This window comes from Amycolatopsis sp. cmx-11-12, assembly GCF_046269425.1.
Taxonomy (GTDB): Bacteria; Actinomycetota; Actinomycetes; order Mycobacteriales; family Pseudonocardiaceae; genus Amycolatopsis.
Genome location: NZ_JADNQM010000018.1, coordinates 125,993 through 148,239, shown reverse-complemented (window position 1 = coordinate 148,239; position 22,247 = coordinate 125,993). Strand labels below are relative to the sequence as shown.

Here is a 22,247-nt window from a genome sequence, read left to right as displayed (position 1 = left end):
TACGGAGGTTTGGCGGATGATGCCGGAGATCAAAGATGGCGCTGTCGGCGGAGACGACGCCGTCGTACGCCTGCCCGGGATGCGGGTCGCCTACGAAGGCGCGGCCTTCGACGAGTCCGCGCTGGCGGAGAACTGGACCGTCCAGCTGCAAGACTGGCTGAACCAGGCCGTCTCCGCGGGGATCGCCGAACCGAACGCGATGGTGCTGGCCACGGCCGACCCGGAGGGCAGGCCGTCCTCCCGCACCGTCCTGTGCAAGGGCCTCGACGAGCGCGGCGTCGTGTTCTACACGAACTACACGTCCACGAAGAGCCACGACCTCACGGCGACGCGCTACGCGTCGATCACCTTCCCGTGGTACGCCCTGCAACGCCAGGTCCACGTACGCGGCGAGGTCGAGAAGGTCAACGTCGCCGAGACCGCCGAGTACTGGGCCTCCCGTCCGCGGGGTTCGCAGCTCGGCGCCTGGGCTTCGCCGCAGTCCCGCGTCGTCGACGGCCGTCGTGCCCTCGAGACCGCGCTTCACGGCATCGAACGCCGCTTCGCCGACGTCGAGAACATCCCGTTCCCGCCGCACTGGGGCGGATGGCGCATCCGGCCCGACTACGTCGAGTTCTGGCAGGGCCGCGAGGACCGCATGCACGACCGGCTCCGCTACGTCCGCACCGACGACGGCTGGCAGATCGAGCGCGTCGCGCCGTGATATCTGTCGCGCGCTGACGAAAAGCGCGCCGAAGGGGCGCCGTTCCGTGTTCACCTCGCGTGAGTGCGGAGGGCGCCCCTTCATCGCGTTTTCGTGGGCCTTCGGCCCAAAAGAGGGCGCGCGACGGTGAAGTCTCCCCGTCGCGCTGGCGCGCTCCCGGGAGACCGTGGGTCACCGAGGCGCAGGCGTGAGCCGGAGCCGTGAGGGGGCCGCCGGGTGACATAAATCGCGCGCGGTTGGTTAGTTAGCGCGGCTAAGCTGTCGGGTTGTGAGTGACGACGTGGGGGTTGAACAGCGTAAGGGTGTCCGCAAGCTGTTCGGCTCGATCGTCGTCGACACCCGGCCGCTCAAGATCCCCGCGTTCCGCCGCCTCTGGCTGTCCACCGCGGTCACCGCCGTCGGCAGCCAGCTCACCGCCGTCGCGGTTCCCAAACAGGTCTTCGACCTCACCGGTTCGTCGGCCTACGTCGGCTTGACCGGCCTGGTCGCCCTGATCCCGCTGCTCGTGTTCGGCCTCTGGGGCGGCGCGATCGCGGACGCCGTCGATCGCCGCAAGCTCCTCCTCGTCACCAACGTCGGGGTCACCGTCACTTCGGCGGTCCTGTGGCTCCAAGCGTTCCTGAACATCGGCTCGGTCTGGCTCGTCCTCGTCCTGCTCGCGGTCAACCAGGCGTTCTTCGCGATCAACATGCCGACCCGCGGTGCCGTCGTCGCCCGGCTGGTGCCGGACAACCTGATCGCGCCCGCGACCGCGCTGAGCAGCACGATGGCCACCTTCGGCGCGGTCTTCGGCCCGCTGCTCGCGGGTTCGCTGATCCCGATCCTCGGCCTCTCGACGCTCTACCTGATCGACGTCATCGCGCTGACCCTGACCCTCGTCGCGGTCTGGAAACTGCCCCCGATCCCGCCGCTCGGCGAGATCGCGCGCCGCGCCGGGATCCGCGACATCATCGACGGTTTCCGCTATTTGGCGACGCAGAAGATCCTGCTGGCCTCCTTCCTCGTCGACATCATCGCGATGGTCGCGGGCATGCCGCGAGCGCTGATCCCGGAGATGGCCGAGCGCACCTTTGGCGACCCGCCCGGCGGCGGCCCGGCGCTGGGCTGGCTCTACGCCGCGCTCCCGGCGGGCGCGATGCTGATCGGCCTCTTCTCCGGCTGGCTGACGAGGATCCAGAAGCAGGGTGTCGGCGTGATCGTCTCGATCTGCGTCTGGGGCGGGGCGATCGTCGGCTTCGGTCTCGCGAATTCGCTGTGGCTCGCGGTCTTCTTCATGGCGCTCGCCGGGGCCGCCGACATGGTCAGCGCGATCTACCGGATGTCGATCCTCCAGGTCGCCACCACCGACGAGATGCGTGGACGGCTCCAGGGTGTGTTCACCGTCGTCGTCGCGGGCGGACCGCGGATCGCCGACCTCACCCACGGCTGGGCCGCCGCCGGGGTCGGCACGGCCGCCGCGGCCTCCGGCGGCGGAGTGCTGGTCATCGTGCTGGTCATCGCGGCGGCGTTCCTGATCCCGACCTTCTGGCGGTACCGGGCCCCGGTGGACTGATTCGCCGGGGCTATCGTCGGGCCCATGCGTATTTCACGGGCGATCATCCTGTTCGCCGCTGTCATCGCGACCGTTACCGCCTGCTCGTCCGGCGACCAGAAGACGGACAACGCGGCCAAGCCGTCGAGCCAGGCTCCTGCTCCCTCCGCCGCGCCGAGTTCCTCGGCCGCTCCCACCGGCGGCGCCGGTTCGAAGGAGCCGTGCGCGCTGCTGCCCGCCGAGGCCGTCGGGAAAGCGATCTCCCTCCAAGGCGTGACGTCGGCGCCGGGCCCGGTGCAGGACAACGCCGCCAACGGGGGCAAGGCCAAGAGCTGTGTCTACTCGGCCGGCGGCAAGCAGATCGGCGCACTCGCGGTGACCCGCTTCGAAGGCAACAAGATCAAGCCCGCCGAGATGGTCGCGGCGCTGAAGAAGGCGAAGCCGGGCGCGAAGGACGTCGCCGGTGTCGGCGAGGGCGCTCTCTACTACGTCGACGAGAACAAGACCGCGACGCTGGCCGCGGCCGAACTCGTGAGCGATGTTCCGGTGCTGGTCAACTACACCGGGCCGACGAAGATGACCCAGGAGATGATGACGCCGCTGGTGAAGACCGCGGTCGACGCCAACTGATCGAATTACCCAGTTTCGCGCTTCGCCAACCCGTGACGAAGAACTGACCAAACCGGACTGTCGGCCACAGACGTGATACGGCACACTCTTGCCGCATGGCGGACACGACGACAACAGAACAGACCGGTCCGGCCGGTCAGCCGAGCCTCAAACGGGTCATGGGTTCCAAGCTCCTGCTGTTCTTCGTGGTGGGGGACATCATCGGGACGGGCGTCTACGCGCTCACCGGACAGGTCGCCGGCCGCGTGGGTGGCGCACTGTGGCTGCCGTTCCTGATCGCGTTCGTGGTCGCGATCATGACCGCGTTCAGCTACCTGGAACTGGTCGGCAAGTACCCGCAGGCGGCGGGTGCGGCGCTCTACACGCACAAGGCGTTCAAGATCCGCTTCCTCACCTTCATGGTGGCGTTCGCGGTGATGTGCTCGGGGATCACGTCGGCCTCGTCGGCGGCGAAGGCCTTTGGGGACACGTATCTCGCCGAGTTCATCACCGCGCCGATGCCGCTGGTGGCGATCCTGTTCGTGATCGGGCTCGCGCTCATCAACTTCCGCGGGGTCTCCGAATCGGTGAAGACCAACGTGGTGCTGACCTGCATCGAGATCGCCGGCCTGCTGATCATCATCGGGGTCGGCGTGTGGGCGGTGCTGAACGGCAACGGGGACGCGTCGCGGCTGGTCGAGTTCGACACCGAGAACCAGACGATGCTGGTGGCGATCACGTCGGCGACGTCGCTGGCGTTCTTCGCGATGGTCGGCTTCGAGGACTCGGTGAACATGGCCGAGGAGTGCAAGGACCCGATCCGGATCTTCCCGAAGGCGATGCTGTGGGGCATGGTCATCGCCGCGACCATCTACATCCTGGTCTCCGTGACCTCTTCGCTGCTGGTGCCCGCCGACGACCTGGAGGCCGCCAAGAGCAGCGCGCTGCTGAAGGTGCTCGACGTCGGGGCTCCCGGGTTCCCGCGCGAGGTCTTCTCCGCGATCGGTCTCTTCGCGGTCATCAACTCGGCGCTGATCAACATGCTGATGGCGAGCCGCTTGCTCTACGGCTTGGCGAACCAGCGGATCATCCCGAAGCAGCTGGGCACGGTGCACCCGTTCCGCCGCAGCCCGTGGGTGGCGATCGTGTTCACCAGCCTGATCGCGATCGCCTTGGTGTCCTTTGTGGACATCAGCGTGCTCGGCGGCACGACGGCGTTGCTGCTGCTGGCGGTGTTCGCCATCGTCAACGTCGCGGTTCTGGTGCTACGCAAGGATAAGTCGGCGCACAAGCATTTCCGCGCGCCGACGGTCATCCCGGTGCTGGCCGCGATCTTCTGTGTCTACCTGGTGACCCCGTTGTCCGGGCGGCCGGCTCGTGACTACAAGGTCGCCGCGATCCTGCTCGGCGTCGGCATCGTGCTGTGGGGGATCAACTGGCTCGTCATGCGGGCGACGCACAGCGAGGAGGACCGGCAGCCCCTCAAGCCGCCGGTCGGCTGACCTCTTCTATCCCCGGCTGAGCGATTGGTACTCGACCGGGCTGTGGGCCGAGAACACGGTGATCTCGTCAGCGTGTTCTCGGCTCAGCTCGCGCAGCCGCCCGACGTTCTCCAGTCGCGGTTTGCGCAGGGTCTGCACCATGTTCTGGAACAGGGTCATCCCCGGCGGGCAGTGCGGCTTCACCGGATCCAGCTGACCGTGGAAGAAATACGCGTCGCCCGCGTGCAGCAGCCAGCCGTCGCCGGTGTCGACCGCGACACCGGTGTGCCCCTTGGTGTGTCCCGCGAGCGGTACCAGCAGGATCTCCGACGGCAGGCCCTTGAGCTCACGGACCGCCTGGAAGCCGAACCATTCGTCGCCTGCCTCGTCGTACTTGCTCCACAGTGGACGGTGAGCGAACTGGTTGGCACGGAAGCGGAGCTTCTCGCTCGCGTTGCGCGGGGCGGTCGCCGCGTCGTGCTCCTCGGCGCGGACGTGCACGACGGCGTTCGGGAAGTCCGCGAGCCCGCCCGCGTGGTCGACGTCGAGGTGGGTGCAGATGATGTGCCGCACGTCCTCCAGTTTGTGGCCGAGCGCTTCGACGTGGTGGGCCGCTGTCTCCGTCTCGACCGGTTTCGCGCCGACCATCTTCGTGAACGGCCCACCGAGCCAAGCACCCGGCCGTGCGACGCCTTGGCGGCCGAAGCCGGTGTCCACCAGCACCAGCCCGTCGCCGGTTTCGATCAGCAGGCAGTGCGCCACCATCAACGCCCGTCGCAGCAGGCCCGGCTGGCCGTCGAGCAGTTTCCCTCCTGGTGCGCGCATGGTGCCGCAGTTCAGGTGGTGGACCTTCATATCCTGCTCCTCTGGCTGAACCGTTCGAAGGCGGTGGCGTCGTGCGCGGCGAAGACCGACACCTCGTCACCGTTGTTACTGACAAGTTCGCGCAGCCGGCGCTGGTTGTCCAGTCGTGCCGTTTTTTCCGTCTGCATGTACGACTCGAAGAAGCCCAGTGCGAAGGGGATATGAGGCTTCTGTTCGAGTTCACCACCGTGGAAGACGGCGTCCCCGGCGTTCAAGATCCAGCCGTCCCCCGTGTCGACCGCGATCCCGGCGTGCCCGCGGGTGTGCCCGGCGAGCGGGATGATCAGCACGTCCGGGACCCCTTCGAGTTCGCGGACAGCGTCGAAACCGAACCACGGCTCGCCGTCGGCGCGGTACGACCGCCAGATCGGACCGTGGTCGAACTGGACCTTCCGGTAGCGGCTCGCCTCCTTGCGGTCGATCGGCTTCTCCAGCGCCTGGAGTTCGCGGGCGTGGACGTGGACCCGCGCCTGCGGGAAATCGACGAGCCCGCCCGCGTGGTCGAGATCGAGATGGGTGAGCACGATGTCGCGCACGTCGGCCGGGTCGAAGCCGAGTTTCCGGATCTGCTTGGTGGCGCTGAGGTCGTCGTCGCGGTCGGGGTGGACCAGCCGGACGAAACCGGCGCCGAGCCATTCGACGGGGCGGGTGACGGTCGGCGTGCCGACGCCGGTTTCGATGAGCACGAGCCCGGTTTCGGTTTCCAGCAGGAGGCAGTGGCAGATCAGTTCCGCGCGGCGGAACAGCCCCGGCCTGCCGTCGACGAGTTTCCCGCCGACCGGCCGCATCGTGCCGCAGTTGAGGTGGTGGACACGCATCAGGACAGCTCCCGTTCGAGTGTGGTGCGAAGGTGCGATGTGATCGCGCGCAGCGGCGCGGTGTCGTGCAACGTCTTGGCCAGCAACAGCCCGCCCTCGACGGCGGCGAGGACGACGGTCGCCAGGTGGTCCGCCTTCTCGGTGTCCAGCGCCCCGGCGATGACGGTGTGCCAGGAGGTGTAGCCGTCGGCGCACGCCTGGCGGATCACCTCACTGTCGCCCGACGCGTCGAGCGCGACCGTCGCGAGTGGACAGCCGCGCTGGAAATCCGACTCCTCCAGCGAGGTCGCCAGCGCGTCGACGACGTTCTCGACGCCGGTGATGACGTCGGGGGAGTTCGCGACGATCGCGCGCAAGGTGTCGCAGAGGCGCTCGGCGGACTGCTGGATGGCCTCGGCGGCCAGCTGTTCCTTGCCGCCGGGGAAGTGGAAGTAGAGGGATCCCTTGGGCGCGCCACCGGCGGCGACGAGCTGATTGAGGCCGGTGGCGTGGTAACCCTGCTGGTGGAAGAGCTCGGCGGCGGAATCGAGCATGCGCTGCCGGGTGTCGGTGCGGCGAACCATGCGGCCGACTGTAGCTGAAACTATGACGACCGGTCTAGTAAGTCAATTTACACAAACCCTCATAACTCAGGGGTATTTGTGTGTAGAATCGACACAAGGGTGCCGGACGGGGAGGGAGTGGTGATGGCCAACTCGGCGGATCTGCTTCCGGTGGCGCGCGTTGCGGTGGTGCTGGACATCTCGCCGGAGCGAGTCCGCGAGCTGGTTCATGGCGGCAGGCTCGACGCGGTCCGGATCGGTCGTGAGCTGCTGGTCGATGCTCGTTCGGTCGAGCATCGGAGGAGCGTGGTGAAGCCGGCGCCGGGACGACCGCTGTCCGCACGGATGGCCTGGGGGCTCCTGTGGCTGCTCAGTGGTCACAAGCCCCCGTGGGTGTCGCCGTCGGAACTGGTCAGGCTCCGTCGTTACGCGCAAGAGCGGCTGCCGGATCAGTGGCCCCGCCTGCTCTCCGGCCGTGCCCGGGTGTATCGAGTGCGAATGCTGGCCGGGCCGCTCGTGAGGCTGCGGGGCGATGAGCACGCCGTCGTCAGTGGCCCTGTCGCGGCCGGGCACTACGGTGCTGATCTTCTCGCGGGCGGCGAAGACGAAGAGTTCTATGTGGACGCTGGACGATTCGAGCAGCTGTCACGGTCACGGCGGCTTCGGCTGGACAGTGCGGAGCCGAACGCGGTGATCCGTGTTCCGGCCCTGTCCGGTGTTCTGCGCCCGCCGGGATCGGATGGTCATGCGCTCCCGGCAGCCGTCGCGGCGGATCTGCTCGATGCCGGAGATGAGCGTTCTGTGCTTGCGGCACAACAACTTCTCACTCGTGAGCGGTAAGGACGGTTCTCTTGAGGGGTAAGTCAAAGGTGTCGTGTTCGGGCGCGGTGCCGGTGACCGGTCCCGCTGCTGGACCGCGTCCCTCACTGTGTGGATTTTGGGACGTTAGATGACCCAAAATCCACACAGTCCCGCACGGCAGTCCCTGTGACCACCAGATCCGGGAGGGGGTGTGTGGATATAGGGACACTCAACGTCCCTATATCCACACACCCCTCACTCGACGTCACCTTTGCCCGACCCCTCAATAACCGTCCGTACCACTCGCGAGGCCCAAGGCGGAAGCCGAGCCGCCGAGCCGCTGCCGCAGCTCGCGTTTGAGCAGCTTCCCCGACGCGTTCTTCGGCAGTTCGTCGACGAAATGCACCGACTTCGGCACCTTGTGCGCCGCCAGCGACTTCTTCGTGAACTCGATCAACGCCCCTGCGTCGACAGGTTCCTTCACCACGACCACCGCGGCGATCGCCTCGATCCAGCGTTCGTGGGGCAGGCCGACGACGGCGACTTCGGCGACGGCGGGATGCGCGTACAGCGCGTCTTCCACCTCGCGTGACGCCACGAGAACACCGCCGGTGTTCACCACGTCCTTGATCCGGTCGACGACGAACAGGTAGCCCTCTTCGTCCTGGCGCACCAGGTCACCGGAATGGAACCAGCCGCCGTCGAACGCCTCCACCGATTCCTCGGGCTTGCCCCAATAGCCGGTGCACAGTTGCGGAGAGCGGTACACGACCTCGCCGAGTTCACCCGGCGGGAGGTCGTTCATCTCGGCGTCCACCACGCGTGTCTCGACGAACAGGACAGGGCGGCCGACGGAATCCGGCCGTGCATCGTGCTCTTCGGGACGCAGGACTGTCGCGAGTGGACCGATCTCCGATTGTCCGAAGCAGTTGTAGAAACCGACTCCCGGCAGTCGGGAGCGCAGCTTGTTCAGCACCGGGACGGGCATGATCGACGCGCCGTAGTAGGCCTTCGTGAGGCTGCCCAGATCCGCGTCCTCGAGGCCGGGATGGTTCGCGAGGCCCACCCAGACGGTCGGCGGGAAGAACAGGGAAGTGACGCCCTGGCGCGGGATCCGTGCGAGGACGTCGCCGAGATCGGGTGTCTCGACCAGGTGGTTCGTCGCACCGACGGCCAGGCCGGGCATGAGGAACACGTGCATCTGCGCCGAGTGGTACAGCGGCAGCGCGTGCAGTGGCACGTCGCGGTCGCTCAGGTCGAGCGCGGCGATGCAGGACGAGTATTCGTGCACCAGCGCTCGATGGGTGAGCATCGCGCCCTTCGGCCGGGAAGTCGTTCCGGACGTGTAGAGCAGCTGAACGAGGTCTTCGTCGACGACGCCGGATTCCTCGTGCGGGACAACGGTTTCGTCCAGCGCCCAAGCGAGAACGTCCAGTGTGGACACATGCTCGGTCTCGACGTACTCGGCCAGCGTGGGGTCGACGAAGGTGGCGGCGGGCTCGGACTGGGTGAGCAGATACTTGAGTTCCTCGCCGCGCGCGTTGAAGTTCACCGGCACGTGCACCAGCCCGGCCCGCGCGCAACCCAGGTACAGCAACAGGTAGGCGTCGGAGTTCTTGCCGAACGCCGCGACGCGGTCACCGTGGACGAGCCCGAGATCGAGCAGTTTCGCCGCGACCCGGCCAGCCGCGCGGTCGAGTTCGGCGTAGGTCCACACGCGATCGGCGAACGTGAGCGCGACCCGGTCCGGGACGCGCCGCGCGCTCCGCTCCAGGACGCGGCCGACGGTGCTGGGGTAGCCGGGAACGGTCATCGCGGCGGTCTCCTTCGTCCGGGCGTGGCGTTCCCACACTACTTCGGACACGGTCGCCGGTAACCTCGTCCGCATGGCCAATCCCACCGGAGAGCAGTTCGAGATCACCCGCGGCAACGCGCGCGCCGTCGTCACCGAGATCGGTGCCGGGTTGCGCGCGTTCGAGGTCGGCGGGGTGCCGTACGTCGAGTCGTTCGCCGAGGACGAGAAGCCGCCGAAGGGTGCCGGGCAGGTGCTGTTGCCTTGGCCGAACCGGACCAAGGGCGGCCAGTGGGTCCATCAGGGGGAAAAGCAGCAGCTCGCGATCACCGAGGAGGCGCGCGGCAACGCGATCCACGGCCTGACCCGGCACGAGGAGTGGGAGCTTCTCGAGCACGCCGAGTCCTCGATCACCCTGGCCATCGACGTCCCGGCGCAGGAGGGCTGGCCGGTGCCGCTGCGCGCGACGATCACCTACGAGATCTCGCCGCGCGAACTGGTCGTGACGCACGAGATCCGCAACGAGGGTGAGAGCCCGATCGGCGTCGGGCTCGGCACGCACCCCTACTTCCGCATCGGCGACGTGCCCACCGACGAGCTGACCCTGACGCTGCCCGCGAGCCGCGTGCGGCCGTACCTCGGCGACGAGCAGATGCCGTACGCCGACGAGCAGGACGTCGAAGGGACCGAGTACGACTTCCGGTCCGGCAAGGTGCTCGAAGGCGTCGACCTGGACACGGCGTTCGGCGGGCTGAGTGTCGCCGAGGACGGCAACCACCACCACGTCCTCTCGCACGGGGAACAGGAACTGGTGGTCTGGGCCGGGCCGGACTTCCACTGGGCACAGGTGTTCACGCCGGACGACCTGGTCGGCCGCGGCCGGGCGGTGGCGATCGAGCCGATGACCTGCCCCGCCGACGCGCTCAACACCGGCACCGACCTGATCGACCTGGAGCCCGCCTCCTCGTGGACCGGCAGCTGGGGAATCCGGGTCCGCTGATGACGTCACCATCGCCGCTCCGGCTGGGGCCCGTGGACGCGGGCGAAGCGCTCACTTTGCAGCTCGCGGCCTACGTCTCGGAGGCGAGGGCACACGGGAACATCGACCTCCCACCGCTGCTGGAGACCCTCGAACAGGCCAAGGAGGCACTGGGCGATCCCGCGTGTTTCGCCTGGGGCATCAGGGAATCCGGACGGCTGGTGGCGAGCGTCCGGATCGTCATGGACGGTGCGGCCGGACTGGTCGGCAGGCTCGTCGTGGCCCCGGACCGGCAGGGACACCGGCTCGGTAGCTCGTTGCTGCTCGCGGCCGAAGCGGCCATGCCGTCGTCGGTGACCGTGTTCCGCCTGTTCACCGGCGAGCTGAGCGCCGGTCCGCGGCGGATGTACTCGAAGCTCGGCTACGTCGAAACACACCGGACACCCGAGAAGCACTACGAACTGGTCCACTTTGAAAAGCCCCGCGTGCGTCCGGATGGCCCAGTTCGTTAGCGTGTCAAAGTATGTCGAACAAAGCACTGGTCAAGGCCATCGTCGGTGGTTACGTCGTCCCAGTCGACGGTGAGCCGATCGAGGGCGGCACGGTCCTCATCGAGAACGGGAAGATCGTCGCGGTCGGCACCGACGCCGACGTCGACGTGCCCGACGACGCCGAACTGATCGACGCCGCGGGCGCCTGGGTCCTGCCCGGGTTCATCGACGCGCACGCCCACCTCGGCGTCCATGAGGACGGCGAAGGCTGGTCGGGCAACGACACCAACGAGATGACCGACCCCAACGGCGCGCGGTTCCGGGCGATCGACGGGATCGACCCGTACGAGCCCGGCTTCGACGACGCGCTGGCGGGCGGCGTCACCAGCGTCGTCATCAAGCCCGGCTCGGGGAACCCCATCGGCGGGCAGACGATCGGCGTCAAGACGTGGGGCCGGACCGTGCTCGACATGATCTTCGCCGAGGGTGTCAGCGTGAAGAGCGCGCTCGGCGAGAACCCGAAGCGGGTCTACGGCGAGAAGAAGCAGACGCCGTCGACCAGGCTCGGCGTCGCGTCGACCATCCGCGACGCGTTCACCGACGCGCGCAACTACGCCGCCAAGCGTGACCACGCCGCCGGTGAGGGTAAGCCGTTCGACGTCGACCTGACCAAGGAGACCCTGTCGAAGGTCCTGGACGGCGAGCTGTTCTGGGACCAGCACGTCCACCGCGCCGACGACATGGTCACCGCGATCCGGCTGGCCGACGAGTTCGGCTACAAGCTGGTGATCAACCACGGCACCGAAGGGCATCTGATCGCGGACCTGCTCGCCGAGCGGGACGTGCCGGTGATCCTCGGCCCGCTGTTCACCACCAAGTCCAAAGTGGAGCTGCGCAACCGCACCCTGCGCGCTCCCGGCATCCTCGCGAGGGCGGGGGTGCGGATCGCGATCACCACGGACCACCCGGTCGTGCCCATCAACTTCCTGGTGTACCAGGCGGCACTGTCGGTGAAGGACGGCCTCGACCCGGAGACCGCGCTGAAGGCGCTGACCGTCAACCCGGCCGCGATGCTGGACCTCGACGACCAGGTCGGCTCACTGAAGCCGGGTCTCGACGCCGACGTGGTCATCTGGTCGGGTGATCCGCTGGACGTGATGAACCGGGCCATGCGGGTGTTCGTGCGCGGGCGCGAGGTTTACCACTTCGACGAGGAGACCGGCGTCGGCGTCACCGAGGAACGCCGGTACCGCGAGGGCTGACTTCGGTCTTGCCAGGGCAGACCCACCTGTGCTCTCATGTGTGACACACTGGGGAGGGTGTGTAACACATGAAGCGCTGGGTTCTTGTCCTGGTAATCGGCTTCGGCTTCTTGGGTGTCTGCCTGTTGTGGGCGACCGAAGACTCGAGCGCCGTCAAATGCGACGGCAGGCTCATGTCGTACGGCGACGTCTGCGAGGCCACCAAGGGTGGCCGCACCGTCCGTACGGAGACCTACGACCAGATGAAGGCGGGTGCCGAAGTCCGGGAGAGGGCCTTCAAGAACCATGGCCTGTGGGTGGGCGGAGTCGGGGTCGGGCTGACCGGGCTGGGCGCGACGATGCTGATCCGCAGGCAGCGGCGCGCGTCGCGGGCCGGTGTGGTGGCGCCGCAAGGTGGACAGCCGCAACCGCAACCGCAATGGCAAGCGCAGCAGCAGTGGCAAGGGCAGCCCCAGTGGCAAGGTCAGCCTCAGCCGGGATTTCCGCCGCGGCAAGGAAACCCGCAGCCGTACGCGAACCAGGCGGTTCAGCGGTATCAGCAGCCGTACCCGCCACAGGGCGGCTGGCCGCAGCAACCGCCGCAGCAGCAACCGCAGTTCGGCCCGACAGGGCACTGAGCGGCTATGCCAGAAGCCGATCGAGATCCAGCTTCACCGGAAACGGCTCGATGGTTTGGATGACACCGGTCATGGCCGGAGCGTCCTGGTAGCCGAGTTCGCCCGCCTGGTGGCAGGCGACCAGCGAGACGGGCTCGCTGAGATCGACGATCCAGTAGTGCGGGATCCCCGCGTCGGCGTACTCGCCGTGTTTGGTCACGTAGTCGGTGCGCTTCGAGCCCGGCGACACGATCTCGACCACGACGACGACGTCGTCCGCGTGGTACATCGTGTCTTCCTTGTCGATCCGCTCGCCTGCTTCACGGAGGGCGATGATCAGATCCGGTCGCCTGGCGAAACCCGGCTCGCCGGGCGGCACCAGCCCCAGATCGACGTCGATGTCCTGGACGAACTCGAGGTGCTCGGGCAGCTGTGGTTCCAGCTGCCTGGCCAAGGCGTACAGCGCCTTGTTGTGTCTCCTCTTGGGGCTCGGCGACATGACAAGGCGGCCTTCCACGAGCTCGGTGAATCCGGAATCGGGCTCACCGAGCGCCGCGTATTCCGCGACCGACAGCAGGTGATCCAGGATGGCCCACCCTGGTTCACCGTGCGACCCGGTCGTGGAGCCGGGAAGGGCTGTCACAGCGTCTCCTCACGTCTTCCACAGTGTCTCACGGCCACAGGGTGACCACTGGTGATCATACCAGCGCGGAGAGTCAGCCTTTCCGCAGTTCCCGCGCGATCACCATGCGCTGGATCTGGTTCGTGCCCTCGAAGATCTGCGGCACTTTCGCCTCCCGCATGTAGCGCTCCACCGGGAAGTCCCTCGTGTATCCGGCGCCGCCGAGGACCTGTACCGCGTCGGTGGTCACCTTCATCGCGCCGTCGGTCGCGACGAGTTTCGCGATGGACGCCTGCCGCTGGAACGGCAGCCCGCGGTCGCGGCGGCGGGCGGCGTCGAGGTACATGGCGCGCGACGTCTCGACGGTCGCGGCCATGTCGGCCAGCAGGAACTCCAGGCCCTGGAACTCGATGATCGGCCGCCCGAACTGCGTGCGGCCCTTCGCGTATTCGAGCGCTTCGTCGAGCGCGGCCTGCGCGAGCCCGACGGCGCACGCGGCGATGCCCAGCCGTCCGGAGCTGAGCGACGACAGCGCGATCTTCAGTCCCTGGCCTTCTTCGCCGATCAGTCGTTCGGCATCGACGGCGGCGTCCTCGAACATCAGCTGCGCCGTGGTCGATCCGGTGAGGCCCATTTTCCGTTCGGGCGGCGCGGCCGAGAGACCCGTCGTCGAGGAGTCGACGAGCAGGCACGAGATGCCCTGTCCGCCGTCGTCGCTCGTGCGCACCATGGTCGTGTAGAAGTCGGCCTCGCCCGCATGGGTGATCCACGCCTTCGTGCCGTTCACGACGTACCGGTCGCCGTCGAGCCGCGCGCGAGTGGAGAGGGCCGCCGCGTCCGAGCCGGCGTGGGTTTCGGACAGCGCGTACGCGCCGAGCAGGTCACCCTCCAGCATGTCGGGCAGCCAGCGGTCGCGCTGCGCGTCGGTGCCATGGTGCGCCAGCGCGAAGCAGGACATCGTGTGCACGGAGAGCCCGACGCCGACCGACATCCACGCGGCCGCGATCTCCTCGAGAACCTGAAGGTAGACCTCGTACGGCAGGTCGCCGCCGCCCCAGCGCTCCGCGTACGGCAGGCCGAGCAGTCCGGCGTGGCCGAGCAGGCGGAACTGCTCGCGCGGGAAGTGCGCGGTCTCTTCGTACTTGCTCGCGATCGGGGCGAGTTCCTCGCGCGCGATCTCCTTGGCCAGATCGAGCAGATCCTGGGCCTCGGTGCTGGGCAGCAGACGGTCGGCCGGCATGGCTCCTCCGAGCTGAACTGTACTCAAAACAGTACTGTGGGCTGATTGAGCGTACAGTAGAAGGCGCTGGGGGTACACCATCCGCGTAAGGGATAGTGATCCGATGATCTCGCGCCGCCAGCCCACCGCGCGCCAGAGAGCACTGCTCTCGGAACTTGAGGTGGTCTTCCTCGCCGAAGGCTTCTCCCAGTTCACGCTGGACGACCTCGCCGCCAGGCTGCGCTGCTCGAAGTCGACGCTCTACGCGCTCGCTCCCAGCAAGGAGCAGCTCGCGGTGAAGGTCGTCACCCATTTCTTCAAGGGTGCCGCCGAGCTACTGGAGGAACGGATCGCCGGGATCGACGACGCCCGCAAGATCCTCGGCGAGTACCTCGCCGGTATCTCCGAATACCTGAATCGCGCCTCGGCCGCGTTCATGACCGATATCGCCGAATTCGCGCCGGCGCGGGACGCGTATCAGCTCAACAGCCGCGCGGCGGCCGCCCGGATCCGGTCGTTCATCGACCGCGGCGTCACCGACGGCGTCTTTCGCGAGGTGCACGCGCGGCTGATCGCGGAAATGGCGGGATTGATCATCGAGGGAATCCAGACCGGAGTGGTCGGTCAGCGTGCCGGGGTGACCGACGCCGAGGCGTTCACCGCGCTTTCGGAACTCCTCCTCGGAGGCCTCGCGCCGAAAATGTCTTGAAATGACAATTCTGGTGGTGGAACCACTGCTCGGCTAGCATCGCGCCCGTGATCGTCGTAGGTGGAGAGGCGCTGGTCGACCTCGTTCCCGGTGAACCGTTGGATTCCACTGTGGACGGTGGGTTGCGCGCGTTGCTGCCCCGGATGGGTGGTGGTCCCTACAACGTCGCGCTCGCCGCCGGTCGGCTCGGCGTGCCGACGGGCTTTCTCTCGCGTGTCTCGAACGACCGTTTCGGGGTCGCGCTGGTGGACCGGCTGCACGCCTCCGGCGTCGACACCGCCTTGCTGCAACGGGGAAACGAGCCGACGACGCTCGCCGTGGTCGCGCTCGACGACAAGGGTTCCGCGCGGTACACCTTCTACACCGAGGGCACCGCGGACAGGCTGGTCGGTGATCCCGGTCCACTGCCCGAGAATGTGACGGCGCTCTCGCTCGGCACCCTCGGCATGGTCCTGGAACCGGGTGCGAGCACTTACGAAACCGTGTTGCGCCGCGAGTCCGAACGCGGTGTCCTGACCGTCCTCGACCCGAACATCCGTGCGGCGCTGATCACCGACCCGGCGGCGTACCGGGCGAGGTTCGAGTCGTGGCTGCCGCATATCCGCCTGCTCAAGATCTCCGACGACGACACGGAATGGCTCGCCGAAGGGGCCGATCCGGTCGACGCCGCAAAGGTCTGGACCTCTTGCGGAGTCGATGCCGTTGTGCTCACCCGCGGTGCGAAGGGGTTGTCCGTCATCACACGGGCGGGGGAAATAGCCCAGGTCCCGTCACGTCGAGTCGCCGTCGTCGACACGATCGGCGCCGGTGACACCGTGCAGGGTGCCTTGCTGGCGTGGCTGTACTCGAACGAGGTGCGCGACGTGTCCACTCTCGACGCCGGCGGCTGGCGGTCCGCGCTCGAATTCGCGGCGAAAGCGGCGTCGATCACCGTCTCGCGGAGTGGGGCGGAACCACCGACGGCCGGGGATATGGCATCTGCCGTGTGAACCTGGTCCCAAAGCGGCTGTTGTGAGCAACTCACCCGCTGCGCGTTGCCCCCACTCTCGACTAGCGTGGTGGGGAATTCATACCCCAGCGGGGCGGTGTGCAGCGAGGCCGTGGGTCACGCGCGTGAAAGAGGGCGTACCTGTGGAACCTACAGGCGCCGCCGGCCCGTGCTGAACGTGAGAGGGACTTACATGTCCGACGCGACGACGGCTGCGGGGCAGTCCGGCGAGACCGCGACGCTGCGCCTGCCCAATGGCGAGCACGAGTTCAAGGTGATCCACCCCGTCGAGGGCGCGCCTGGGATCGAGCTGGGGAAGCTGCTGGCGACGACCGGGTACATCACCCACGACCCGGGGTTCGTGAACACCGGTGCCGCGTCTTCGGCCATCACCTACATCGACGGTGACGCCGGCATCCTGCGCTACCGCGGGTACCCGATCGAGCAGCTGGCCGAGAAGTCGACCTTCATCGAGGTCTCCTACCTGCTCATCTACGGCGAGCTGCCCACCGAGACGCAGCTGTCGGAGTTCACCGGGAAGATCCAGCGCCACACCCTGCTGCACGAAGACCTGAAGGCCTTCTTCAGCGGCTTCCCGCGCGACGCGCACCCGATGCCGGTGCTCTCCAGCGCGGTATCGGCGCTGTCGACCTTCTACCAGGACTCGCTCAACCCGTTCGACGAACCGAACGTGGAGCTGTCCACCATCCGCCTGCTGGCCAAGGTCCCGACCCTGGCCGCGTACGCGTACAAGAAGTCCGTCGGACAGCCCCTGCTGTACCCGGACAACTCGCTCGGTCTCGTCGAGAACTTCCTCCGGATGACCTTCGGTTTCCCGGCCGAGCCCTACGAGGTCGACCCGGACGTCGCCAAGGCGCTCGACCTGCTGTTCATCCTGCACGCCGACCACGAGCAGAACTGCTCCACCTCGACCGTGCGTCTCGTCGGCTCCTCCGAGGCGAACCTGTTCGCCTCGATCTCGGCGGGCATCAACGCGCTCTTCGGCCCGCTGCACGGCGGCGCCAACAGCGCGGTCCTGGACATGCTCGAGGGCATCCAGGCCGAGGGCGGCGACGTCGCGAACTTCGTCACCCGCGTGAAGAACAAGGAAAAGGGTGTCCGCCTGATGGGCTTCGGGCACCGGGTCTACAAGAACTACGACCCGCGCGCGAAGATCATCAAGAACACCGCGGACGACATCCTCTCCAAGCTCAAGGGCGGCGACCAGCTGCTCGACATCGCGAAGAAGCTGGAAGAGACCGCGCTCTCGGACGACTACTTCATCGAGCGGAAGCTGTACCCGAATGTCGACTTCTACACCGGTCTGATCTACCGGGCGCTCGGCTTCCCGACGAAGTACTTCACCGTACTGTTCGCGCTCGGCCGCCTGCCGGGCTGGATCGCGCACTGGCGCGAGATGATCCAGGACCCGGCCACCAAGATCGGCCGCCCGCGGCAGATCTACACCGGCTCCGCGGAGCGGAACTACGCGCCGATCTCGGAGCGCTGATCCCGCCTCGGCAAGTGTTATAAACGGTCCGTTCATAACAGATCTTGTTATGAACGGACCGTTCATAACATCCGGCACTGCGCTCACCGGCGGTACCGCTTAGGGTTGCCGGAGTGACCAGAGAAGCCCCCGTAGTGCTGTGGTTCCGCCGCGATCTCCGCCTCGGCGACCACGCCGCCCTGCTGGAAGCCTCGAAGCACAGTAAGCACGTCCTGGCGCTGTACGTCCTCGACGACGCGCTCCTCAAACCGTCGGGCGCCCCGCGTGTCGCGTTCCTGCACGGCTGCCTGAAGGCGCTGGACGACCAGCTCGACGGCCGCCTGATGCTCGTCAAGGGCGACCCGGTCAAGGAAGTCGTCAAGGCCGCCCGCGAGATCGGCGCTTCGGCCGTGCACGTCAGCGCGGACACCGGACCGTACGGCCGCCGCCGCGACGACGAGGTCAAGAATGCCTTGGCGGAGCACGACATCGCGTGGACCGAGACAGGGTCCTCGTACGCGATAACGCCCGGCCGGATCACCAAGCCGGATGGCGATCCCTACCGCGTGTTCACCCCGTTCTACCGCGCGTGGACTCGCCACGGCTGGCCGCGGCCCGCGGACACCGGGAAGTCCATAGTGGACTGGGTGGAGCCGCCGCGTTCGGTGAAACTCCCGAAATCCCCTTCCCTCAAAGGGATGGAGCTGCCCGAGCCGGGTGAGAAGGCGGCGCTGGAGCGCTGGCACGAGTTCCTTGACGACGGCGTCGAGACCTACGACGAGGATCGCGACCGGCCGGATCGTCCCGGTACGACAAGGCTTTCGCCGTATCTGCGCTGGGGTTGCGTCCATCCGCGCACCCTGCTCGCCGACCTCGCCGGGAACGAGGGGGCCGGCGCGAAGTCGTTGCGCGGCGAGTTCGCCTGGCGTGAGTTCCACGCCGACGTTCTGTGGCATCGTCCCGAAACCGCGCGGAAGAACTACGATTCCCGCTTCGACGCCATGGAGTACGAGACCGATGACGAGGCCTTCAAACGGTGGTGTGAGGGGCGAACAGGATTCCCGATCGTCGACGCCGGGATGCGGCAGTTGCTCGCCGAGGGCTGGATGCACAACCGCGTCCGGATGATCGTGGCGAGCTTCCTGGTCAAGGATCTGCACCTGCCGTGGTGGCTCGGCGCGCGGCATTTCATGAAGCATCTTGTCGACGGCGACCTCGCGTCGAACCAGCTGAACTGGCAGTGGGTCGCCGGCAGCGGCACCGACGCCGCGCCGTACTTCCGGATCTTCAATCCGACCACGCAGGGGGAGAAGTTCGACCCCTCCGGCGAGTACGTCCGCCGCTACGTCCCCGAACTCCGCTCCACGCAAGGGAAAGCCGCGCACAAACCGGCGGACGTCCGCGACTACCCCGCCCCCATGGTCGACCACGCCCACGAACGTCAGGTCGCCCTGGAGCGCTACGGCGCCATCAAAGGCACCTGAACGCGCGTGAAGGCCCCCTTCCCTCGGCTCAACCGAGGGAAGGGGGCCTTCACGCGCAAAGCAGTCAGCCGCGAAGAGCCTCCGACAGCTTGATCCGGCTGCCGACCCGCAGGACGCTGTTCTGGTAGATCCGCGCGCCCAGCCAGGTGAACAGGGCGATGGCGCCCACGGTCAGGCCCAGCGACAGCACGATCTCCCACACCTCGACGTTCCCGGACGCGATCCGCGCGGGCATCAGCACCGGGGACAGCAGCGGCACCAGGGAAAGGATCTTCGTTCCCATCCCGTCCGGTGCCTGGGCCAGCAGGTTGAACCCGACGACGAAGCCCAGGATCAGCACGATGTTCACCGGGCCGATCACCGACTGGGTGTCCTCCTGCCGGGAGACCAGCGAGCCCATCGCGCCGTAGACGGTGGCGTACAACAGGAAGCCGAGCAGGTACCACACCACGCCCCACAGCAGCGCGCCCGTCGCGACCCCGGACAGTGTCAGCACGTTGGTCGCCGACGCGACGATCAACCCGGCGCCGCCGATGATCACCAGCTGTGTCAAGCCGACCAGGCCGAGCCCGATCACCTTGCCCAGCAACAGATGCCATGGCCGGACGGTGGACAGCAGGATCTCGACGACCCGGCTCGACTTCTCTTCGACCACGCCCTGGGCGACCAGCGTCCCGTAGGTCACGATGCTCATGTACAGCAGCACCGCCACGATCAGCCCGATCACCATCCGCTGGGCCTTCTCCGGATCCGGCGGTTTGATCGAGTCGACCTGGACCTGGGTGGCGGAGACCGTCCGCAGCACCTGGTCCGGATTCTCCACGACTTCGGAAAGCTTGCCGTTGAGCACTTCCTGCTGCGAAACACCGGTCAGCAGGGCACGCAGCTTGTTGTCCAGTTCGGACTTGACGAGCACCTTCAGCTCGGTGGCGTTGCCGGACAGCAACGCGTCGAGATCGCCGTTCTCGACCTGCGACCGGCCCTGCGCCGGATCGGCGACGGTGACGGTCTCGATCTTCTCGCCGACCGCCGCGCCCGCCGTCTGGAGCTGCTGCGCGATCCCGGCGGTCTGGCCGGTGAGGCCGATCTTGCTCTTGTCCTCGTTGCTGATCAGCGTGGACTGCAACAGGACGTAGCCCATCAGCATGACCAGCAGTACGGCGGTGCCGATCACGAAAGACCTGGTGCGCAGCCGCGTGTTCAGCTCACGTTTGGCGATGAGCCAGACAGCGCGCCAGGGTGAGACGGTGTTCATGCGGAAACTCCTTGTGCGGCAGGCTTCTCGGCGACGGCGTCGCGGAACAACTCAGTCAGCGAACGCCTGCGCTTGGTGAACTCGGTGACCGGGCCGGTGGCCAGTGCCGCGGCGAGCACGGCCTGATCGTCGGCGTGGGCTTCGAGTTCGACGATCGCCGTCGGGCCGTTCTGCTCGACCGACCGGACACCCGGGACGGCCGAGGCCCAGCCGGGTGCGGCGTTGGGCGCGGTGACGACGAGACCGTTGCCCGCGTCGGCGGTCAGTTCGCCGACGGTGCCGGAAGCGACCATCCGTCCACTTCGGATGATGCCGACCCGGTCGCACAGCCGCTCGACCAGATCCAGCTGGTGACTGGAAAAGACCACCGGCACCCCGGTCGCGGCCTTCTCCCGCAGCACCCCGCTCATCACGTCGACGGCCAGCGGGTCGAGGCCGGAGAACGGCTCGTCCAGCACCAGCACCCGCGGGTCGTGCACCAGCGCGGCCGCGAGTTGCACGCGCTGCTGGTTGCCGAGGCTCAGTTTCTGGACCTCGTCCTTGCGACGTTCGGTCAGGCCGAGCCGGGTGATCCAGTTCTCCGCGCTGCGGTGGGCGTCGTTGGCCGACATCCCGTGCAGTTCGGCGAGGTAGACCAGCTGCTCCAGCACCTTCATCTTCGGGTACAGCCCGCGTTCCTCCGGCATGTACCCGATATGCGTGCGGGTCTCGTGGGTGATCGGCGCGCCGCCGAACCGCACCTGGCCGGAGTCGGCAGCCAGCACCCCGAGGACGATCCGCATCGTGGTGGTCTTGCCCGCGCCGTTGCTGCCGACGAACCCGAACAGTTCACCGGGCTGAACCTCGAAGCTCACCTCGTCCAGCGCGACCTTCGCGCCGTAACTCTTGGAGATCCGGTCGATCTCCAGTTTTCCCTCGCTCATTTCCACTTACCCTCCTCGAAATACCGCACCAGCGCCGTGAAACCCCGGTGGACGCCGGAGATCGTGCGGTTTCGCTGGACCAGTCCGTCCAGCTTGACGTTGCTCACCACCGAAGTGGCCCGGTACACCAGGATCGCCCGCCCCGCCCCGGCGAGGACCCCACCGGCCACCAGCACGACGGCGACCATCCCGATGGACACCTTGTAGCGCTTCTTGTCCCCGGTCATGCGGGGCTCCCCTCGTCGAAGTCGGTGAAGTCTTCGGGATCGTCGTCCGGCAGTGTCCAGCCGAGGATCGTCGCCGCCGACGTGGTCCCGGCGAGCAACAGCGCGGTCAGCATCAGGGCGATGCGGAATCCCGCTTCCTCCGTGTTCGAGATGATGATCGAGTAGACCATCCCGACCATCATCAGGCCGACCAGGATCTGGTAGCTGACGTAGGTGACCCGGTGGCGCATTTCCCGTTCGCGTTCGTCGAGCCGGAGCGAGAATCCGCCGCTCATCTTGCCGGTGAGGATGCGCAGCAGCCAGTGGGCGGTCCCGGTGATCAAGGCGCCGCCGAACCAGAGACCGAAGAAGACCGGCCCCTGCCGGGTGACGAACAGCGAGGCACCGACGAGCAGCATCAGGTTCCCGAGGATCACGAGCAGGCTCAACTGGCGGCGACGGCGTCGCGTGCGCCAGGTCGGCAGCCTCCTGGCCCGTTTGAGTTCCACCTCCTCGAACCGCTCCAGCTGGCGCTCCCAGCGCGCGGCGAGCCACCCCTGTTTCCCGGTCATGCTCCCCCCTCCCGGTAGACCTGAGTGGACAGTGGCGTGAACGGTTCGCGGCTGAACACGGCCTCGACCGGGAGGTCGAACACCGCGCAGATGCGGAACGCCAGGTCCAGGCTCGGGTAGTGGTCCCCGCGTTCGAGCGCACCGATGGTCTGCGGGTTGACCTCGACCGCCGCCGCGAGGGCGACCCTGCTCAGTCCGCGCTCCGCCCGGAGCACGGGAAGCCGGTTGTAGATCGGCAGCTCTTTGCCGCGCCTGACCGGACTCATGGAACATACTGTTGCAAAAACCCAACGACTCGTCAAGTTGAGGGC

At 67.4% G+C, this 22,247-nt stretch carries 24 protein-coding genes; 13 read left to right on the top strand and 11 right to left on the bottom strand.

Features of this window, described 5'->3' with window-relative positions; translation table 11 throughout:
* Nucleotides 1-16 precede the first annotated feature (16 nt).
* From pdxH to ACLARN_RS24265, 4 genes are all read left to right on the top strand, one after another.
* On the top strand, nucleotides 17-703 hold the full coding sequence (gene pdxH / locus ACLARN_RS24280) for a pyridoxamine 5'-phosphate oxidase (RefSeq protein WP_409493752.1): 687 nt from the start codon (nucleotides 17-19) through the stop codon (nucleotides 701-703).
* Between the two features lie 268 nt (nucleotides 704-971).
* Nucleotides 972-2,255 (top strand): MFS transporter, encoded by a 1,284-nt coding sequence (locus tag ACLARN_RS24275; RefSeq protein WP_409493751.1) that lies wholly within the window; start codon nucleotides 972-974, stop codon nucleotides 2,253-2,255.
* A gap of 24 nt (nucleotides 2,256-2,279) precedes the next feature.
* Nucleotides 2,280-2,864, top strand: a complete 585-nt coding sequence (locus ACLARN_RS24270) for a DUF3558 domain-containing protein (RefSeq protein ID WP_409493750.1) — start codon at nucleotides 2,280-2,282, stop codon at nucleotides 2,862-2,864.
* 95 nt (nucleotides 2,865-2,959) lie between these two features.
* Nucleotides 2,960-4,345: an APC family permease gene (locus ACLARN_RS24265; protein WP_409493749.1), complete on the top strand. Its 1,386-nt coding sequence runs from the start codon at nucleotides 2,960-2,962 to the stop codon at nucleotides 4,343-4,345.
* 6 nt (nucleotides 4,346-4,351) lie between these two features.
* Here ACLARN_RS24265 and ACLARN_RS24260 read toward each other — a convergent pair whose 3' ends face one another.
* The 3 genes from ACLARN_RS24260 to ACLARN_RS24250 are packed head-to-tail and all read right to left on the bottom strand — an operon-like array spanning nucleotide 4,352 to nucleotide 6,569.
* The gene (locus tag ACLARN_RS24260) at nucleotides 4,352-5,179 is read right to left on the bottom strand and encodes an MBL fold metallo-hydrolase (RefSeq protein ID WP_409493748.1); all 828 of its coding nucleotides are present in this window, start codon (nucleotides 5,177-5,179) and stop codon (nucleotides 4,352-4,354) included.
* Entirely contained in the window at nucleotides 5,176-6,006 is an 831-nt protein-coding gene (locus ACLARN_RS24255) for an MBL fold metallo-hydrolase (RefSeq protein WP_409493747.1), read from the bottom strand. The genes ACLARN_RS24260 and ACLARN_RS24255 overlap by 4 nt, the downstream gene beginning before the upstream one ends.
* Nucleotides 6,006-6,569 carry a TetR/AcrR family transcriptional regulator gene (locus ACLARN_RS24250; protein ID WP_409493746.1) on the bottom strand — a complete coding sequence of 188 codons (564 nt, stop codon included), beginning with the start codon at nucleotides 6,567-6,569 and terminating at the stop codon, nucleotides 6,006-6,008. Before ACLARN_RS24250 ends, ACLARN_RS24255 begins: the two co-directional genes overlap by 1 nt.
* Nucleotides 6,570-6,668: 99 nt before the next feature.
* Between ACLARN_RS24250 and ACLARN_RS24245 the strand changes: the two genes are divergently transcribed.
* The gene (locus ACLARN_RS24245; protein WP_409493745.1) at nucleotides 6,669-7,388 is read left to right on the top strand and encodes a helix-turn-helix domain-containing protein; all 720 of its coding nucleotides are present in this window, start codon (nucleotides 6,669-6,671) and stop codon (nucleotides 7,386-7,388) included.
* A 244-nt stretch (nucleotides 7,389-7,632) separates the two neighbouring features.
* Here the strand turns inward: ACLARN_RS24245 and ACLARN_RS24240 are convergent, their stop codons facing one another.
* The gene (locus ACLARN_RS24240; protein WP_409493789.1) at nucleotides 7,633-9,162 is read right to left on the bottom strand and encodes a fatty acyl-CoA synthetase; all 1,530 of its coding nucleotides are present in this window, start codon (nucleotides 9,160-9,162) and stop codon (nucleotides 7,633-7,635) included.
* A 73-nt stretch (nucleotides 9,163-9,235) separates the two neighbouring features.
* Here ACLARN_RS24240 and ACLARN_RS24235 point away from each other — a divergent pair, with 73 nt between their 5' ends.
* From ACLARN_RS24235 to ACLARN_RS24220, 4 genes are all read left to right on the top strand, one after another.
* Nucleotides 9,236-10,141: an aldose 1-epimerase family protein gene (locus tag ACLARN_RS24235; protein WP_409493744.1), complete on the top strand. Its 906-nt coding sequence runs from the start codon at nucleotides 9,236-9,238 to the stop codon at nucleotides 10,139-10,141.
* Entirely contained in the window at nucleotides 10,141-10,632 is a 492-nt protein-coding gene (locus ACLARN_RS24230) for a GNAT family N-acetyltransferase (RefSeq protein WP_409493743.1), read from the top strand. The genes ACLARN_RS24235 and ACLARN_RS24230 overlap by 1 nt, the downstream gene beginning before the upstream one ends.
* 11 nt (nucleotides 10,633-10,643) lie before the next feature.
* Complete coding sequence (locus ACLARN_RS24225; protein ID WP_409493742.1) at nucleotides 10,644-11,873, top strand: amidohydrolase; 1,230 nt, start codon at nucleotides 10,644-10,646, stop codon at nucleotides 11,871-11,873.
* A gap of 68 nt (nucleotides 11,874-11,941) precedes the next feature.
* Nucleotides 11,942-12,490, top strand: a complete 549-nt coding sequence (locus ACLARN_RS24220; RefSeq protein ID WP_409493741.1) for a hypothetical protein — start codon at nucleotides 11,942-11,944, stop codon at nucleotides 12,488-12,490.
* Nucleotides 12,491-12,494: 4 nt separating this feature from the next.
* Here the strand turns inward: ACLARN_RS24220 and ACLARN_RS24215 are convergent, their stop codons facing one another.
* A complete protein-coding gene (locus ACLARN_RS24215; RefSeq protein ID WP_409493740.1) occupies nucleotides 12,495-13,112 on the bottom strand; it encodes a Uma2 family endonuclease in 618 nt (205 codons plus the stop codon).
* Nucleotides 13,113-13,185: 73 nt separating this feature from the next.
* The gene (locus ACLARN_RS24210) at nucleotides 13,186-14,331 is read right to left on the bottom strand and encodes an acyl-CoA dehydrogenase family protein (RefSeq protein WP_409493739.1); all 1,146 of its coding nucleotides are present in this window, start codon (nucleotides 14,329-14,331) and stop codon (nucleotides 13,186-13,188) included.
* Nucleotides 14,332-14,434: 103 nt separating this feature from the next.
* Here ACLARN_RS24210 and ACLARN_RS24205 point away from each other — a divergent pair, with 103 nt between their 5' ends.
* From ACLARN_RS24205 to ACLARN_RS24190, 4 genes are all read left to right on the top strand, one after another.
* Nucleotides 14,435-15,019, top strand: coding sequence for a TetR/AcrR family transcriptional regulator (locus ACLARN_RS24205; RefSeq protein ID WP_409493738.1), 585 nt, complete (start codon nucleotides 14,435-14,437; stop codon nucleotides 15,017-15,019).
* A 47-nt stretch (nucleotides 15,020-15,066) separates the two neighbouring features.
* Nucleotides 15,067-16,008, top strand: a complete 942-nt coding sequence (locus ACLARN_RS24200; protein WP_409493737.1) for a carbohydrate kinase family protein — start codon at nucleotides 15,067-15,069, stop codon at nucleotides 16,006-16,008.
* 192 nt (nucleotides 16,009-16,200) lie between these two features.
* A complete protein-coding gene (locus tag ACLARN_RS24195; protein ID WP_409493736.1) occupies nucleotides 16,201-17,517 on the top strand; it encodes a citrate synthase in 1,317 nt (438 codons plus the stop codon).
* A 113-nt stretch (nucleotides 17,518-17,630) separates the two neighbouring features.
* Entirely contained in the window at nucleotides 17,631-18,980 is a 1,350-nt protein-coding gene (locus ACLARN_RS24190; protein ID WP_409493735.1) for a cryptochrome/photolyase family protein, read from the top strand.
* 64 nt (nucleotides 18,981-19,044) lie between these two features.
* Here the strand turns inward: ACLARN_RS24190 and ACLARN_RS24185 are convergent, their stop codons facing one another.
* Genes ACLARN_RS24185 through ACLARN_RS24165 form a run of 5 tightly spaced genes read right to left on the bottom strand, consistent with a single transcriptional unit; the run spans nucleotide 19,045 to nucleotide 22,202 of the window.
* Entirely contained in the window at nucleotides 19,045-20,235 is a 1,191-nt protein-coding gene (locus ACLARN_RS24185) for an ABC transporter permease (RefSeq protein ID WP_409493734.1), read from the bottom strand.
* Nucleotides 20,232-21,158, bottom strand: a complete 927-nt coding sequence (locus ACLARN_RS24180) for an ABC transporter ATP-binding protein (protein WP_409493733.1) — start codon at nucleotides 21,156-21,158, stop codon at nucleotides 20,232-20,234. Before ACLARN_RS24180 ends, ACLARN_RS24185 begins: the two co-directional genes overlap by 4 nt.
* Entirely contained in the window at nucleotides 21,155-21,385 is a 231-nt protein-coding gene (locus ACLARN_RS24175) for a hypothetical protein (protein WP_409493732.1), read from the bottom strand. Before ACLARN_RS24175 ends, ACLARN_RS24180 begins: the two co-directional genes overlap by 4 nt.
* On the bottom strand, nucleotides 21,382-21,936 hold the full coding sequence (locus ACLARN_RS24170; protein WP_409493731.1) for a hypothetical protein: 555 nt from the start codon (nucleotides 21,934-21,936) through the stop codon (nucleotides 21,382-21,384). Before ACLARN_RS24170 ends, ACLARN_RS24175 begins: the two co-directional genes overlap by 4 nt.
* Nucleotides 21,933-22,202, bottom strand: coding sequence for a helix-turn-helix transcriptional regulator (locus ACLARN_RS24165; protein WP_409493730.1), 270 nt, complete (start codon nucleotides 22,200-22,202; stop codon nucleotides 21,933-21,935). The genes ACLARN_RS24170 and ACLARN_RS24165 overlap by 4 nt, the downstream gene beginning before the upstream one ends.
* Between the last annotated feature and the right edge of the window lie 45 nt (nucleotides 22,203-22,247).